13 protein-coding genes and 1 tRNA gene are annotated in these 16,577 nt (G+C 60.5%); 7 read left to right on the plus strand and 7 right to left on the minus strand.

Annotation, left to right across the window (positions count from 1 at the left end):
• Window positions 1-21: 21 nt before the first annotated feature.
• Together Ga0074115_RS10190 and thiO are read right to left on the minus strand one after the other, a co-directional pair.
• Window positions 22-97, minus strand: a tRNA-Thr gene (locus Ga0074115_RS10190).
• A 53-nt stretch (window positions 98-150) separates the two neighbouring features.
• Window positions 151-1,239: a glycine oxidase ThiO gene (thiO, locus tag Ga0074115_RS10195; protein WP_057955440.1), complete on the minus strand. Its 1,089-nt coding sequence runs from the start codon at window positions 1,237-1,239 to the stop codon at window positions 151-153.
• Window positions 1,240-1,477: 238 nt separating this feature from the next.
• On the opposite strand from thiO, the gene Ga0074115_RS10200 reads away from it, so the two are divergent.
• Genes Ga0074115_RS10200 through Ga0074115_RS10230 form a run of 7 tightly spaced genes read left to right on the plus strand, consistent with a single transcriptional unit; the run spans window position 1,478 to window position 9,006 of the window.
• Window positions 1,478-2,017: a GspH/FimT family pseudopilin gene (locus Ga0074115_RS10200; RefSeq protein WP_232433038.1), complete on the plus strand. Its 540-nt coding sequence runs from the start codon at window positions 1,478-1,480 to the stop codon at window positions 2,015-2,017.
• A 3-nt stretch (window positions 2,018-2,020) separates the two neighbouring features.
• Complete coding sequence (pilV, locus tag Ga0074115_RS10205; protein ID WP_057955439.1) at window positions 2,021-2,557, plus strand: type IV pilus modification protein PilV; 537 nt, start codon at window positions 2,021-2,023, stop codon at window positions 2,555-2,557.
• Window positions 2,558-2,565: 8 nt separating this feature from the next.
• A complete protein-coding gene (locus Ga0074115_RS15845) occupies window positions 2,566-3,585 on the plus strand; it encodes a PilW family protein (protein WP_082626738.1) in 1,020 nt (339 codons plus the stop codon).
• Window positions 3,582-4,262 (plus strand): pilus assembly PilX family protein, encoded by a 681-nt coding sequence (locus Ga0074115_RS10215; protein ID WP_057955438.1) that lies wholly within the window; start codon window positions 3,582-3,584, stop codon window positions 4,260-4,262. Before Ga0074115_RS15845 ends, Ga0074115_RS10215 begins: the two co-directional genes overlap by 4 nt.
• A 19-nt stretch (window positions 4,263-4,281) precedes the next feature.
• Entirely contained in the window at window positions 4,282-8,100 is a 3,819-nt protein-coding gene (locus Ga0074115_RS10220; RefSeq protein ID WP_057955437.1) for a pilus assembly protein, read from the plus strand.
• A gap of 41 nt (window positions 8,101-8,141) precedes the next feature.
• Complete coding sequence (locus Ga0074115_RS10225) at window positions 8,142-8,507, plus strand: hypothetical protein (protein WP_057955436.1); 366 nt, start codon at window positions 8,142-8,144, stop codon at window positions 8,505-8,507.
• A gap of 19 nt (window positions 8,508-8,526) precedes the next feature.
• Window positions 8,527-9,006 (plus strand): type IV pilin protein, encoded by a 480-nt coding sequence (locus tag Ga0074115_RS10230; protein WP_005959745.1) that lies wholly within the window; start codon window positions 8,527-8,529, stop codon window positions 9,004-9,006.
• A gap of 169 nt (window positions 9,007-9,175) precedes the next feature.
• Here Ga0074115_RS10230 and Ga0074115_RS10235 read toward each other — a convergent pair whose 3' ends face one another.
• The 5 genes from Ga0074115_RS10235 to Ga0074115_RS10255 all read right to left on the minus strand — a co-directional run bounded on the left by Ga0074115_RS10235 (window position 9,176) and on the right by Ga0074115_RS10255 (window position 16,442).
• Complete coding sequence (locus Ga0074115_RS10235) at window positions 9,176-9,793, minus strand: c-type cytochrome (RefSeq protein WP_057955435.1); 618 nt, start codon at window positions 9,791-9,793, stop codon at window positions 9,176-9,178.
• 82 nt (window positions 9,794-9,875) lie between these two features.
• Window positions 9,876-10,865: an oxidoreductase gene (locus tag Ga0074115_RS10240; protein WP_057955434.1), complete on the minus strand. Its 990-nt coding sequence runs from the start codon at window positions 10,863-10,865 to the stop codon at window positions 9,876-9,878.
• Window positions 10,866-10,869: 4 nt separating this feature from the next.
• Window positions 10,870-12,393 (minus strand): fumarate hydratase, encoded by a 1,524-nt coding sequence (locus Ga0074115_RS10245; protein ID WP_057955433.1) that lies wholly within the window; start codon window positions 12,391-12,393, stop codon window positions 10,870-10,872.
• A gap of 30 nt (window positions 12,394-12,423) precedes the next feature.
• The gene (gene odhB, locus Ga0074115_RS10250; RefSeq protein WP_057955432.1) at window positions 12,424-13,596 is read right to left on the minus strand and encodes a 2-oxoglutarate dehydrogenase complex dihydrolipoyllysine-residue succinyltransferase; all 1,173 of its coding nucleotides are present in this window, start codon (window positions 13,594-13,596) and stop codon (window positions 12,424-12,426) included.
• Complete coding sequence (locus tag Ga0074115_RS10255) at window positions 13,593-16,442, minus strand: 2-oxoglutarate dehydrogenase E1 component (protein WP_057955431.1); 2,850 nt, start codon at window positions 16,440-16,442, stop codon at window positions 13,593-13,595. Before Ga0074115_RS10255 ends, odhB begins: the two co-directional genes overlap by 4 nt.
• Window positions 16,443-16,577: the final 135 nt, after the last annotated feature.

The following is a 16,577-nucleotide window of genomic DNA, read 5'->3' on the forward strand; positions in this document are numbered from 1 at the left end:
TCCGGGCCCTGCTGGGAAGTATGGAGCCGATGAGCGGAATCGAACCGCTGACCTACTGATTACGAATCAGTTGCTCTACCGACTGAGCTACATCGGCCAAAAAGGGACGCAATTATAGACTTGGATGGTCTGAAGGGTCCAGGTCGGCTGTTACTCTCTCGCTGCGTCCAGCGCATAGGGGGCGGGGTCGAGGCTAGGCTCCCGTTGCAACACCAGGTCGGCCATCAGGCGCGCCGAGGCGGGGCCGAGCACCACGCCATTGCGGTAGTGGCCGGCGTTGAGGTAGAGCCCCTCCACGCCTGGCACCGGGCCGATGAAGGGGATGCCCTGGGGTGAGCCGGGGCGCAGTCCGGCCCAATGGTGTTCGACTGGGGCATCGGCCAGCGCCGGGTAGTGATCGCAGGCGAACTGTCGTAACTCCTTTTGAGTCTCGGTTGTGGTGGTCTTGTCGAAGCCTTTGTGTTCCAGGGTGCTGCCGACCAGCACCCGGCCGTCCAGGCGTGGGATCAGGTAACGCTGGTTGTGCAGCAGGATGCGGTTGACCCTGCCGGGGTTGGTTTTGAGCAGGATCATCTGCCCCTTTACCGGCTCGATGGCCGGTGGGATGGCGGTTTCGGCGAGCAGCTTCTGGCTCCAGGCGCCGGCGCAGATGATGACCCGTTCACTCTCGATCTTGGTGGTGCCCACGCGCACCCCCTGAATCTTGCCGTTATGGCTGATCAGCTCGGTGATTTCGTGTTCTTCAAGAATGTTGATGTTGTGATCGATGGCGAGCCGGGCGGCCTTGACCAGCCGCGGATTGCGCACTTGGGCGACCTCGGGCATCCAAATGCCGCCCCTGCCGCCGGTCTTCAGCCCGGTGTCGTAGCTGACTGCCTCGTCGGCGGTACAGGAGTGGAGCGCTATGGCGTGGCGTTTGCCCCAGCTGAGTGCTTGGGTCTTGTCCTCCATCTCGAGCACCAATAGGCCGCTGCGTTGGTACTCGGGGTCGATGCCGCTCTCCTGGTGGAGGGCTGCGGCCAACGCCGGATAGCGTTGCTGGCTCCAGGTCGCCAGGGCGGTGACCGCATCGGCATAGCGCCAGGGGTAGAGAGGGGAGACGATGCCGCCGCCGGCCCAGGATGATTCCCGGCCGGTCTCACGGCGTTCGATTAGGGTGATACGCATGCCGGCCTGGGAGAGCTCGTGGGCGGTGAGCATGCCGATAATGCCGCCGCCGATGATGAGACAATCGCTCATGGTTACTGCCTTCAAAAAAATGGTGCTGCGGTTTTTCGCCAGAGGAAAAACCGATACTCTTTTCATTCTCCATCCACGGCGGGTGTGCGTCCAGCTGCCCAGCGGCGTGTTTGGGGTGGATGATATTGTGGGTTTTATCACATTCAGGCGCACCGTGGTGCCGTTTGTCGGGCAGATGGGGCAGCTCATCGGAACAGCTACCCCGGCGTTCGTGAGGTTTGCTATACAGATGCACAAGATGAAAAGTACACAAGGTTTTACCCTGATCGAGGTGATGACGGCGCTGGTGGTCGGGCTGATCATGCTGCTGGTGGGGATCCCCGCCTACAACGCGTTGATGGCAAGCAACCAGGTGACGGCACACGTCAACGACTTTGCCGGTGCAATACAGCTGGCGCGCAGTGAGGCAGTGAAGCGGGGTGGGGCGGTCACCATTTGTCCGCAGGCGGCGAATGGCAGCTGCAGCGGCGCCTGGGCTGATGGCTGGATGGTCTTCCCCGATCGCGATGGCGCCGGCGTCCGGGATATGAATGACCGGGCAGAGGATCCGGTGCGAGTCTGGCAGGTCGCAGCTGGCGATGTCACACCGACCTTCACCAATATGCCGGCTTATATCCGGTTTCTCGCCAGCGGTGAGTTGGATACTACCAATGCAGCGGGTGGGATGACCTTCAGCTTCGAGTTTCCGCACTGTGAGGGCAACCAGGTGCGGCAGTTCGCGATCTCCACTACCGGTCAGATGACGGTAACGAAGACGAGTTGCACAAGCGGGAGTTGATGTATGTTCAAGCGAAACGGCAAAGCATACAGGCGGCAGCGGGGGTTTACCCTGATGGAGGTGCTGGTGACGATGGTGATCCTCTCCATCGGTCTGCTCGGGGTGGCCGGGCTGCAGTTTCGCTCCCTGCAGGGCAATGTGGGGGGGATGGAGGGCACTCTGGCGACCCTGATGGCGCTGGACGCGGCCGACCGGCTGCGGGCCAATCCGGCCGGTGTGAGCGCAGGGAGTTACGATCTGGCGGTTGCCGATGGTAGTGATCCGAGTTGTATCACCAGCAGCTGCACGGCCGCACAGGTGGCGCAGTACGACATCTGGCAGTGGCGTACCGAGCGGGTCTCACAGCTGCCACAGGGCCAGGGTGTAATCTGTCTCGACAGCACCCCGGATGACGGCACCTCGGCCGCTGAACATGCGTGTGATGGCCTAAATCCCAATGGTGTCTATGCGATCAAGCTCTGGTGGGACCATGATAAAGATGCCTCTTTGGCTAACGATGCCACCCCGCTGCGCCGATATGTGTTGAGCCTGATCCCCTGAGGTGTTGCATGAATAGCTATCTGAAAAAATATCCGATGCGACGCCTCTGTCAGGGTCTGACCCTGGTGGAGTTGATGATCGCCCTGGTGCTCAGCCTGCTGCTGATGAGCGGCGCCATCTCTATCTTCATGTCGAGTAAACAGACCTTCAAGTTGGAGGAGAATGTCTCACGCATTCAGGAGAGCATGCGCTATGTCGCCTCCCGCTTCATCAACGACTTTGCTGGCGGTGGCTTCTACGGCTGTGCCCAATCCTCCAAGGATGGCAACTCCAATGTCACCAATGTGGTGAGCTACTCTGGTGGCGATGACTGGAAGACGCCTCTCTATGACTTCGCGCAGCCGCTGATCGGTGTGGAGGGTGCCAGCGGTGCTCCCGATTCGCTGACCATGCACTACGCCAAGGCGGGGGTGGCAGTGCCGGTTACCACGAGTATGGGTTCACAGACCGGATCGGTGCCAGTCGACCAGAATGTGGCCACATACAGTGAGCTGGAGGCGGGGGATATCATCTCCGTTAGCGACTGTGACGCGCTGGCGATCTTCATGTTGACCAATGATCCGGGCAACAGCGGTCTGCTGGCCCACGACACAAACACCACCCTCAATAACGTCAGCAATAGTGAGGCGGGGATCCAGCATGTGTTTGGTGATACCCGCTTCTCAGCCGCCACGGTCTACGAGATGGAGGCGGTCAACTATCAGGTGCTCGCCACGGGGCCGGTCGGTAGCAAGATTAGCGGCCTGTTTGCCACGCGTCTGGGGGGCGAGCGGCAGCTGCTGATTGCCGGGGTGCAGGATTTTCAGGTCACCTACGGGGTGGATCAGGACAATGATGGCTCTGCCGATCGATATACCGACTGGGACTCAGTGGGCAGTGCCAATATCGATTTAATCACCAGTCTGCGGATCTTTCTCGAGATCAATCCGGGCACGCCTGTGGCGGATAGCCAAGGCAAGATGGCCGACGATGAGACCCGCGAGTTCACCTTCACCATCAAACTGCGTAACCGTGGAGGCACCATATGAGGTTTCAATCCGTAATCAAACCGCATCGGCAGCAGCGTGGCGCGGTGCTGGTGCTGGCGCTGATGCTGCTGGTGATAATGACCGTGTTGGGCATCTCGGGCATCGGCAACTCGGTGCTGGAACAGCGCATGGCGGGCAACTTCCATCAGTCGAATACCGCGTTGCAGGCGGCGGAGGTGGCGCTGCGAGTGGCGGAGCGCTGGCTGACGACCAACATTACCAGCACGGCAAACCTGAGTAGTTTCAAGAGTGGTAGCACCGGCCTCTATTCGGCGATGCGGCATACGGTCAATATCTCCCCGCCACTGCAGGCGGAAGACTCAGACCGGATCTGTGCCGGCACCGAGTCGGGCGGCTGCAGATTCGATCCGATCCGTGAGGAGCACTGGTGCAACGATGCGAGTCCTCCCACCTGCCCGCTTGGCAAGGGCTATGTCACCCTGGGACAGGATGACTTGGGTACCGGAACGTTGCCCAGCTTCGACCAACAGGTGGCACAGCAGCCACGCTTTATCATCGAGTATGTCGGCCCGGCCGACGTCAAGATCGATCTGACCATGGGTAAGGTGAGTGCCAGTACCAGTGCCAGGCAGGCCTTTCGCATCACCGCCATCGGCTGGGGGCAGGACCGCGCCGCCCGGCAGGTGTTGCAGAGCCACGTTTTGATGCCCTTGTGAATAATAGGAGGAGGGCGGAATGAAAAGCAGACAGACCTATCGACCAAGCTGGCGGGCCGTTTCCGCACGCCGTTTTTCGCGTCTGGCTGGCGCCGCACTGTTGGTGATCTGCAGCAGCCAAGGGCAGGCGGCCCCCGGCCCGCTGGCGCAGGTTCCACTGTTTCTGGCGCAATCGGTGCAGCCGAATATCTTCTTCATGCTCGACGACTCGGGAAGTATGAGTTGGGAAGTGTTGTTTCGGGAGGGGGTCGATACCAACAGGTGGTCACCCCGTACTTACAACCGCTACAACATCCGCTTCAATCCTTACCATGATTCGTTTAGCGCTACGGAGCGGGAGTACGCCAAACTGACCCTGTGCGCCGGCTTCAACGTCATGGCCTATGATCCGAGTAAGACCTATACCCCTTGGCGTGGTGTCGATATCGATGGGAACGCCTTCACCGACCAGTCGATCACCAATGCCCGGATCCACCCCTTTACCGGTGAGGCCAGGGCCGGCCTAAGCTGTGAGTCGACCAGCAATAACTTTTCATTCGCTGGTAGCGCCAAAGACATCAAAGATACTACAGGTAATGCGGGCTATACGTGCGACCTGACCAGCGAATTCAACCCCGGCGGGGTCTTCTACTACCCTTGGAACGATGCAGATGGTGATGGGGAGTATGACGAGGGTGAATGCCCCATCGCTGACGATAACGCGAGGGTCTGGGTCAATACCGACCTCACCGCTGAGCAGCAGACCAATTTCGCTAATTGGTTTAGCTACTATCGCAAACGCCACTATGTAATGAAGCGGGCGATCTCCGAGGTGATCGAAGATTCGCGGGCTCGCCTCGGCTTGGGGCTGATCAATCAGAACGATAGTGTGCCGGGCAGTGGTTCACGTGAGGTGGGTACCCCGGTCGCCTCGGTGGATACGTTTACCAACCCCGATAATAATGCCACCGAGACGGCCAACAAGGCTCAGATCATGGCGAACCTGCTGCGCGGTCGAGTCGGTGGTTCGACACCGCTGCGCCGCGGCTTGGCTCGGGTCGGTGAGTATTTCATCGGCTCAAGCGGGGCAGATAGAGATCTGTTTGGCTTCACGCTGGATGATGATCCAAACAGCGCCAACGGCTTTTCGCCGATCTTAAAGGCCGATCTGGGCGGCACCTGCCAGCAGAACTTTGCAGTGCTGCTCTCCGATGGCTTCTGGAACGGGGATGATCCCAGCGTGGGTAATGCCGACAATGATGGTGTGCCTGGAGGCTATGATCAGGCCTCCTATGGCGATGCCTTCAGCAACACCCTGGCTGATGTCGCCATGCACTACTATGAGCGGGATCTGAACGGGAATCTTGCCAATAATGTGGGTGAGGTTGATCTCGATATCGGTACGGACAGTAATCCACAACAACATCTGGTGACCTTCACGGTGGCCTTTGGCGTCACCGGTAACATCCCCTTGAAAAAGGCAGATGGCAGCGACTGTCTGCCCGGTAACCGTACCGACAGCCTGGCCACCCAGAACTGGCCCAGCGAGTGCGACCCGACTCTCGCCACCGGCTGGCCGGAGGCTGTCGGCGATACAAGCACGGCCGTGGATGACATGCTGCACGCCGCCTGGAACGGTCGTGGTCTTTATCTCAATGCGAAGAATCCCGAAGACCTGATCGCCAGCCTCAACCGGGCGATTCAGGAGATCACCTCCCGCGACTCCTCTTCGGCGGCAGCGGTGGCGGTGGACACGGTGGATGTCAGCGGTGGTGGCAGGATCTTTCAGGGGCGCTTCAACTCATCAGACTGGAGTGGCGAACTCTATGCCGCCGTTATCGATGCCAATGGTGTGGGGGCGGATGTCTGGGCTGCCCATGAGCAGCTGGCAAACCGTGCTTCACCACGGGTGCTGATCACTCGCAATGACACCGGTGGTATCCCGTTTGCCTTTCCGGCGGACTATACCGCACCGGCAGCAAACGAGATGACCGCTGCCCAGGTGGCCGATATCCTGGCGGCCGATACCGATCGCTCCGGTTTTGCCGATGAACAGGCGTTTGGCGAGAGTCTGGTTGCCTATCTGGCTGGAGCAACCGCCAACGAAGGTGACAGTAGCGGCCAGTTCCGTGCGCGCGGCGGTCTGCTCGGTGACATCATCCACTCCTCGCCGGTGTTTGTTGGAGCCCCCAATCCTGGGCTCTATCCCGACGGCATAGAGGGTGGCGGTGTTAACTCCTACTATCAGTGGGCGAATGTTGATGCGGCCAATCGTATCCCGATGGTCTATGTGGGGGCCAATGACGGCATGCTGCACGGCTTCCGTGCAGAGGATGGTGAGGAGGTGTTCGGTTACTTTCCGCAGCAGCTGTTCTCCAGCGCGACCGGTAAAGGGCTGCATTGGCTGGCTGAGCAGGGCTATAGCCACCGCTACTATGTCGATATGACGCCGACTGTGGCGGATGTGTTCATCGATACCGGTGATGGTGTTGGTGCGAGTTGGCACACCATCCTGGTGGGTGGGCTGCGCGGTGGTGGTCGTGGCTTTTTCGCCCTGGATGTCTCCGATCCCAGTGAGTTCACTACTACTGCCGGCGCTGCAGCGAATGTGCTTTGGGAGTTCACCCATGATGATCTGGGCTATACCTACAGCGAACCGACCATCGTCAAGACCAACGGACCCATTGTGGATGGGGTGAATACTGGACGCTGGGCGGTCATCTTCGGCAGTGGCTATGAGCCGGGACCGGCATCTGATGGCAGGGCCAAACTGTTTATCAAGTTTCTCGACAACGCTTTACCATCAGAGATTGTAATCGACACCGGAGTGGGGTCGATCGTCAATGGTGATTGCCAGAGTGCGGCCAGTGACTGCAACGGTCTCTCCACCCCGTCGGTGATCGATCTGAACGGCGACGGTATTGCCGACCGGGTCTATGTCGGTGATCTGCATGGCAATCTCTGGGTGTTCGATATTTCCAATGCCACCTCGGCCCGATGGGATGACGCGGATCAACACTACCGGCTGTTCAGCGCTCAGGATGAATTCGGTAACAGACAACCGATCACCACCCAGCCGGCGGTGGCTTTCCACCCAACCGAACGGGGCCTCTCCACCGAGCCCAACGTGATGGTGTTCATCGGTACTGGTCAGTATGTCGCGGAGGGTGACCCCAGCAGCACCGGTGTGCAGAGCTTCTACGGTGTCTGGGATGCGGGTGCGAGCGTCGGCACTCTGGGTTTGGACGGGGTCCTGACCAATTCAAGAGACCAACTGATCGAGCAAACCCTTGAAGAGTCCCTGCAAACCTTCGGTGAGGGGGCGGATGCCGTTGAGTTGACGGTGCGCCTGCTGAGCAGCAATCCGGTCGATTATGATACAAAGAAGGGCTGGTATGTCGATTTCAACACAGCCTCCTCCAACAGTAGAGAGCGGGTCATTGTCAATCCAGGCATCTTCGGTGATCTGGTTTTCTATACCACCCTTGTGCCGGCGGAGAATCTATGCGGCACCGGTGCTGGCTACAGCTGGTTGATGGTGCATGATCTTGCCAGTGGCGGTGAGCCTAGTTTTGTAGCCCTCGATGTCTCGGGTAACAGCAATTATGGCGCGGAAGACACGGTGAACGGCAGAGAGGTGGCAGGTGTGAAGTCTGACAATATCTGGTGGCAGCCCTCGATCGTGAAGTCGGGTCCCGGTGAGGAGGGCACTATCGAGCTGCCCACCGACCGGGAGCAAAATGATGCTAACGGTGGCGGAGGCGGTGGTGGTAGCGACAATGTGACCGTCGATTCGATGGATGTGCAGGGTGGCAGCAGTACAGGCACCCGCTCATCTTGGGCCCACTACCAGTTTTGATCTGCTTGGTCGGCATCGGGCCAGTTGGATAGGAGAAGCACATGAATGGCAATAAGCGCAGAACAGGCCGGGGATGCTGGCTGCTGGCGGCGGCCTTGCTGATGAGTGCGGCGCTGCCCGCTGTGGCAGGCAACTACGCGGTCAGGCCCATGGCAGGCATGCCGGGTATGCCGGCGATGCAGGGAGTCGAGATCTCTGGTCCCTTTGATGGGGTTAACCTCAAGAGACGACGGATCTGGATTGATGATACCGTCTTTTCTATGTCGAGAAAGCTCAGGGTGGTGGGCACATCGAAGAAGCTGGGGCTGCTCTCTGACCTGCGTCAGGGTGAAGCGATCAAGGCCCTGGTGACGCGTGGAGAAGATAAAAATGGCCTGCGGGAAGTGTTGGAGATCCGCCGCCAATAGGCCGGGATAAGGAGAGACAATGATGAGATTTGATCGCGCCAACCAGGGCTTCACCCTGATCGAACTGATGATCACCATCGCGGTGCTGGTGATCCTGGTGGGCATTGGCTATCCGCTCTACAGCGAACAGTTGCAGAAGGCCCGCCGGGTGGATGCGCGCAGCGGCCTGATGCGGTTGGCGATGGCGGAAGAACGCTTCTATGCTCTGAACGGCAGCTATGCCTCTCAGGTGGCTCTGGGCAACGAATTCACCAAGATCATGAGCGAACTCGATTACGATAACGATGTGGATGGCAATCCTGACTATTACAGCTTCAGCATTACCCTTGATCCCGATGGGGATGCTGCCACTCCCGACTACAGCATCACCGCTACTCGTGTCGGTGCCCAGGCGGGAGATAGCGGCGATACTGACTGCGATACCTTCACGATCACTGAGACGGGGGCCAAGTCGGCGACGAATAGTGCTGGCGATGACAACACGGCCAGGTGCTGGTAGGGCCTTAGGATGAGGGCCGCCGGGCTCAGATATAGGGCGGCTGGTGGCCGCCGCGTATCATAGATTGAATCAAGGATGATGGTGGGCGCAGCCCAACCTATACATGTGCCATGCTCAATTGCCGGGTTGGGAATAGGGTGACCCGCAGCCCGACGCGGTGTTATAGACCTCAGTTGATCTGTTGGCGACTGGCATAGAATTCGACCAAGGCGCGCCGGTCGCTCTCATCGAGTGTGTTGAAGCGGCGCGCCATCTTTTTGGTGGTTGGGCGTGCGTTTGCGATGAACAGTTCGAATTGCCGTTCCAGATAGGCTTTCCACTGACCGGCGATGATACCGGTGTCGTCCTCAGGAAAGGCACCGCCATCATGGTGGCACTCTTCGCACTTCTCTTCGTGGATACGCGCGCCCAGCGCAGCCAGATCCGCGTCATACTTTTGTGTTGCTGGCCTGAATGGCTGCTTGGCAAAAAACTCACCCAGCGCTTTGATCTCTTCCGGCCTCAGGGATTGGGTGACCCGGTTCATGTCGGTCTTGCCCAGGTGGGGGGTTTGAATGCTCTTTCCCTTCCGGTCGCCATACTTGTAAGAGAGCAGGGAGTCGAGCAGGTTGTTGGTGGAGAAGCCAGCAATCGATGGGATCTGGGGGCGATCGCTGTTACCTGCTGTGCCGTGGCACTCTAGACACTTATCAGTGAGTGCGGGCAGGTCTGCCTGAGTGGTGATGGGTATTGAGGCCAGCAGCAACAGGGTGCTGACGACAGCGATGTTCGTTTTTATCCTGATCATGGTACTGCTTGGTCATGAACTCCACTCTACTACTTTAAGGGTAGTACTATACTTAAAAATCCCCTCTGATTGTTGATTAGTCTCAATTTGTTTGAACCAGTGTGCGTCCGTGGGTCTCGCCATTGAGCATCTTTTCGAAGATTTTGGGCAACTCTTCCAGGGTTACAACCTGGCCGATAATATCCTCCAGATGGCGCGGGTGCAGGTCTGTGGCAAGCCGTTGCCAGATCTCTTCGCGAATCGAATAGGGGCAGTCAGCGCTGTTGATGCCGAGCAGGCTGATACCACGGAGAATGAACGGCATCACCGTGGTATTGAGTTCATGGCCGCCGGCCAGACCAATGGCAGCAATGGAGCCCCAGGGCCGCACCGACCGGGTCAGGCCGGAGAGCATGGCACCGCCCACCGTGTCGACAATTCCGCCCCAGACCCCTTTCTCCAAGGCATGATGCCCCAGTTGCAACTGCTCGCGGGTGATTACCTCGCTGGCGCCCAGATGCTCCAGCCAGGCGTGCTGCTGCGGCTTGCCGCTGACAGCCGTCACCGCATAGCCTTCGCCGTCGAAGATATTCACCGCCAGGCTGCCAACCCCACCGCTGGCGCCGGTGATCAGGATCGGCCCCATCTCCGGGGTCTGACCGTTGGCCTCCATGCGGTGCAGCGCCAGCGCGGCGGTGAAGCCAGCAGTGCCCAGCGCCATCGACTCGAGAGGCCCCAATCCCTCCGGCATGGGCACCGCCCACTCTGCTGGAACCTTCAGGTATTCGGCATAGCCGCCGTCGTCGGTGGCGGAGAGGCCATAGCCGGTGACGATCACCTCGTCCCCCTCGCTGAAGCGCGGATCGTTCGACTGTGCCACCTCGCCACAGCTGTCGATGCCGCCGGTGAGCGGGAAGTGGTGCAGGATCTTGCCGCGCCCGGTACCTGCCAGGGCATCTTTGTAGTTGATACTGGAGTAACGGGTGCGGATCAGGATCTCGCCTTGCTCGGGTTCGACCACCTCGAGTTGCTCGATGCCGGCGCTGTGTTTACCCTGATCGTTGTGGATGCGGAAGGCGTTGTAGTGGGGCATCTTGCTACTCCTCAATCACTGGGATCTTGCCGATCCGCGCCCGCCACTCGGCAGGGCCGCTGGTATGGACTGACTCACCCCGGCTATCCACCGCCACGGTGACCGGGAAGTCTTTCACCTCGAACTCGCGGATCGCCTCCATGCCGAGTTCCTCGAAGGCGACCAGGCGCGAGCTGCGGATCGCCTTGGAGACCAGATAAGCGGCGCCGCCCACCGCCATCAGATAGACCGCCTGGTGCTTTTTGATCGACTCGATGCCACTCGGGCCGCGCTCCGACTTGCCGACCATGCCGATCAGCCCCAACTCGCCCAGCATCATCTCGGAGAATTTGTCCATGCGGCTGGCGGTGGTGGGACCGGCGGGGCCGACCACCTCGTCGCCCACCGGATCGACCGGGCCGACGTAGTAGATGAAACGGTTCTGCAGGTCGACTCCATCGGGTAGCGGTTCGCCCCTGGCTAGCAGATCGGCAATGCGCTTGTGGGCGGCGTCGCGGCCGGTGAGCAGCTTGCCGGAGAGCAGGATGCGCTCGCCGGGCCGCCAATCGGCGATCTCTGCCTTGGTCAGGTTGTTGAGATCGACCCGGCGGGCGTCGTCGGAGGCCTCCCAGGTGACCGCGGGCCAATCCTCCGCTCGGGGTGGGGTCAGCTCGGCCGGGCCAGAGCCATCGAGGGTGAACTCGACATGTCGGGTGGCGGCGCAGTTGGGGATGATCGCCACCGGCAGCGAGGTGGCGTGAGTGGGGTAGTCGCTGACCTTTACGTCCAGCACCGTGGTTAGCCCGCCTAGTCCCTGGGCGCCGATGCCCAGCGCATTGATCTTCTCATGCAGCTCCAGGCGCAGCTCCTCGGTGCGGTTGGCGGGCCCACGCGCCTGCAGTTCGTGGATGTTGATCGGCGCCATCAGCGACTCCTTCGCCAGCAGCATCGCCTTCTCTGCCGAGCCGCCGATGCCGATGCCGAGCATCCCCGGTGGGCACCAGCCGGCCCCCATCAGTGGCACCTGCTCCAGCACCCAGTCGACCACCGAGGCAGAGGGGGTGAGCACCGCAAAGCGGCTCTTGTTCTCCGAGCCGCCCCCCTTCGCCGCCAGCTTCACCTCCAGTTTGTCGCCGGGAACCAGCTCCATGTGGATGATCGCTGGGGTGTTGTCCTTGGTATTGGTGCGGGCGCCGGCGGGGTCTGTGACCATGGAGTAGCGGAGCAGGTTGTCGGGGTGGCTGTAGGCGCGTCGTACCCCCTCGTTGACCATCGCTTCCACGCTCATCTGCGCATCCCACTGTAGTTCCATGCCGATCTTGAGAAACACCACGGCCATGCCGGTATCCTGGCAGATCGGCCGGTGGCCCTCGGCGCACATCCGTGAGTTGACCAGGATCTGCGCCATCGCATCTTTGGCGGCGGGGGACTCCTCCCGCTCCCAGGCCTCGCCCAGGGCGTGTAGAAAGTCAGCGGGGTGGTAGTAGGAGATGAACTGCAGCGCGTCGGCGATGCTCTGGATGAAGTCTTCCTGGCAGATAGTGGTCATGCGACGGCTCCTGTTGTGCGAATGGACGCATTATACCTGCAACAGCAGCCTGGCCGGATCTTCCAGATGTTGTTTGATGGTGACCAGGAACTGCACCGCCTCGCTGCCATCGATGATGCGGTGGTCGTAGGAGAGCGCCAGATACATCATCGGCCGGATCACCACCTCACCGTTCTCCGCCACCGGCCGCTGCTGGATCACATGCATGCCGAGGATCGCGCTCTGCGGTGGATTGAGGATCGGTGTCGAGAGCATCGAGCCGAACACCCCGCCGTTGGTGATGGAGAAGGTGCCGCCGGAGAGTTCATCAAAGCTCAGGGTGCCGCTCTTGGCCTTATGGCCGAATGCCTTGATGCCCTTTTCGATCTGCGCAAAGCTGAGCTGATCGGCATTGCGCAGGATCGGTACCACCAGGCCACGCGGTGAGGCGACCGCGATGCCGATATCGTAGTAACCGTGGTAGATGATGTCGCTACCGTCCACTGAGGCGTTTACCACCGGGAACTGTTTCAGTGCCTCTACCGCCGCGCGGACGAAGAAGGACATGAAGCCGAGACGCACCTCGTGCTGTTGTTCGAAGCGCTCCCGGTAGCGGGCGCGCAACTCGGTGACGGTCTGCAGGTTGACCTCGTTGAAGGTGGTGAGGATGGCAGCGCTCTGCTGCACCTGCAGCAGCCGCTCTGCAACTCGCTGACGTAGCCGGGTCATTGCCACCCGCTGCTCCGGCCGGTCGCTGTCGATTATGTCGAGTGTCTCGCGGGAGTTCGCTGGCGCAGGCGGGGTGCTCTGGCGGTTGGCTGCAAGGTGTGCCTCCACGTCACTCTTGAGTATCCGCCCATGCTTGCCTGAGCCTGTGATCTGATGAAAATCAAGCCGATGCTCATTGATCAGGCGGCGCACCGCGGGGGAGAGTGCCGGCTCCTCTTCGCTGATTGGTGTTTCAGCTTTGCTGCTGACGGCTGACTCGCCAACCTCGATCAGTGCTAGCAGCTCGTTGGCCTTGACCGTCTCTCCCTCGGCAACACGAATCTCGCTGAGTATGCCGCTGGCAGGGGAGGGCACCTCGAGCACTACCTTGTCGGTCTCCAGGTCGACCAGGGATTCGCCCTCTGTAATCGCCTCGCCCGGTTGTTTGTGCCAGCTGAGGATGGTGGCATCGGCCACCGATTCGGGCAGTTCGGGGACCAGGAGTTCTCGGCTCATAGTTGATTCACCATGGGATTCATCTCGGGGTTGATGCGGCCTGTGAGGGCCTCGTCGATCAGGGTCTGCTGCTGCATATGCACCGGGCGGTAGCCCACTGCCGGTGCGGCGGTGCGTGGGCGGCCGACAAACCAGAGCTGCAGCCCGGCGGCAACCTGCTCAGCAAAGCGGTGTTTGATCTGATTCCAGGCGCCTTGGTTGAGCGGCTCCTCCTGGCACCAGATTAGCTCCTCGGCGTTTCGATAGGGGGCAATGGCTTGGGCGAAATCGTCGCTGGGGAAGGGATAGAGCTGTTCGATGCGGATGATGGCGGTGTCGGTGATGCCGCGGGAACGGCGCGTCTCCAGCAATTCATAATAGAGCTTCCCAGCGCAGAGCACGATGCGCTTGACCGATTCAGGATCGATCTCGTCGATCTCGCCGATGACGTTGAGGAAGCCATCTTCGGTAAAGGCCTGGATCGGTGAGGTGGCGAGCCGGTGGCGTAGCAGGCTCTTCGGCGTCATCACGATTAGCGGATGACGGAACGGGCGCAGGATTTGGCGCCGCAGCATGTGAAATATCTGCGCTGGTGTTGTCGGCACGCAGACCTGCATGTTGGCGTTGGCGCAGAGCTGCAGATAGCGTTCCAGGCGGGCCGAGGAGTGTTCTGCGCCCTGGCCTTCGTAGCCGTGGGGCAGCAGCATCACCAGGCCGCACAGCAGTCCCCACTTCTCGCCGCCGGAGGAGATGAACTGGTCGATCACCACCTGGGCGCCGTTGGCGAAGTCGCCGAACTGGGCCTCCCACAGGGTCAGGGCGTTGGGTTCGGCGGTGGCGTAGCCATACTCGTAGCCGAGCACCGCCTCTTCCGAGAGCAGTGAGTCGATCACCAGAAAGTTTGCCTGGTCGTCGGCCAGATGCTGCAGGGGGATATGGGGGGTGCCGTCGACCTGGTTGTGGATCACCGCGTGGCGGTGAAAAAAGGTGCCACGCCCTGCATCCTGACCGGAGAGGCGCACCGGGCAGCCCTCGGTGAGCAGCGAGGCGTAGGCGAGGGTCTCACCGAAGCCCCAGTCGATCAGCTGGTCGCCGTTGGCCATGCGCTGGCGCTCGCGCCAGATCTTCTCCACCCGGGGGTGCAGTTCAAACCCGTTGGGAAGTTCGAGCAGTCGCTGAGCGAGGGATTTGAACTGCTCTGTTGGTAGTGAGGTCGTGGCTGGGCAGGTCCAGGCCACACTGTGGAAATGCCGCCAGTCTACCGCAAAGCGGTTCTTCACCGCGCAGATCACCGGGCGGGATACCACCCGTCCCTGCTCCAGTGATTTGCGATAGTTTTCCACCATTGCCTGGGCCTGGGATGGGCTGATGATGCTGTCGGCTATCAGTTGCTGAGTGTAGATCTCGCGCACCGTGGGATGGCGGCGGATCTTCTTATACATCTCCGGCTGGGTGACCGCCGGTTCGTCCGCCTCGTTGTGGCCGAGGCGACGGTAGCAGACCATGTCGATCAGCACGTCCTTGTTGAAGCGGAAACGGAAGTCGAGCGCTAGCCGGGTGACAAACAGTACCGCCTCCGGGTCATCGCCATTCACGTGGAAGATGGGAGCCTGCACCATCTTTGCTACATCGGTGCAGTAGAGGGTGGAGCGGGTGTCGAGGGGATTGCTGGTGGTGAAGCCGATCTGGTTGTTGATGATGATGTGGACGGTGCCGCCGGTGCTGAAGCCGCGGGTCTGGGAGAGGTTGAGGGTCTCCATCACCACCCCTTGGCCGGCGAAGGCAGAGTCGCCGTGGATCTGCACCGGCAGCACCTGTTCGCCCTTGCGATCGCCGCGGCGCTGCTGACGGGCGCGCACCGAGCCCTCGATCACCGGGTTGATGATCTCCAGATGGGAGGGGTTGAAGCCGAGGGCGATATGTACGATGCCGCCGGGGGTGTCGATGTCGGTGGAGAAGCCCTGGTGGTATTTGACATCACCGACGTAGCGCGCTGGGTCACGCTCAATGCGGCCTTCGAACTCGTCGAAGATCTCCTGTGGCGGCTTGCCGAGGATGTTGGTCAGCACGTTGATCCGGCCGCGATGGGCCATGCCGATCACTGTCTCTTCGACTCCATTGCGCCCGGCGTGCTGGATCAGCTCATCGAGCAGCGGGATTAGGCTCTCGCCGCCTTCGAGGGAGAAACGCTTCTGCCCCACGTAGCGGGAGTGGAGGTGTTTTTCGATCCCCTCGGCGGCGGTGAGCAGGGTTAGTAGCCAGCGTTTCTCATCGACACTGGCCCCCTCGATCCGGGGGCGGCCCTCGATGCGCTCCTGAATCCAACGCTTCTCGTGGGTATTGGTGATGTGCATGTACTCCGCACCGATGGTGCCGCAGTAGACGCGCCGGACTAGCTCGATGATCTGTTTCAGCGGCATCCGGTCGGGGGCCGCCAGGGAGCCGGTGTTGAAGTGGGTGGTGGGATCGAGGCGGTCGAGTTGCAGGAAGGCCGGGTCGAGGTCGGGGACCGTGGGTTGGGGGCGCAGTTTGAGTGGATCGAGGTTGGCGTTCTGGTGACCGCGCATCCGGTAGCCGTTGATCAGCCTGAGCACCGCGGCCTGCTGTTCTGCCGCCAGTGGCGACAGGCAGTGTTGGGCTGAGCTGGTGTTGGCGCGCTCGCGAGCCAGTTTGCGAAAGGTCTCGCGGACTGGGGCGTGCGGAGTATCGACCTGTTCGCGTCTATTCAGCCGTGCGAACCGGTTTCGCCAGTCCTCTGGTACGCTCTCCGGGTCACGAAGATACTCTTCGTAGAGAGCCTCGATAAATGCTGCATTGGCACCGGAGTAAGCGGAATCGATTTGGAGTTGTGTGAACAAATGACAAATCTCGGCATGAAAAGGCTGGAAATGGGTATAATGCCGCGTTTTGCTGTCGCCTATTGGTTAGGATGTTAGCACAGGGATCGAACATGGTTTGGACGGGTCGGGCTGCTGAAAAAATAGGAACCGCTCCTGTAATGT

This window comes from endosymbiont of Ridgeia piscesae (assembly GCF_001443665.1).
Taxonomy (GTDB): domain Bacteria; phylum Pseudomonadota; class Gammaproteobacteria; order Chromatiales; family Chromatiaceae; genus Endoriftia; species Endoriftia persephonae.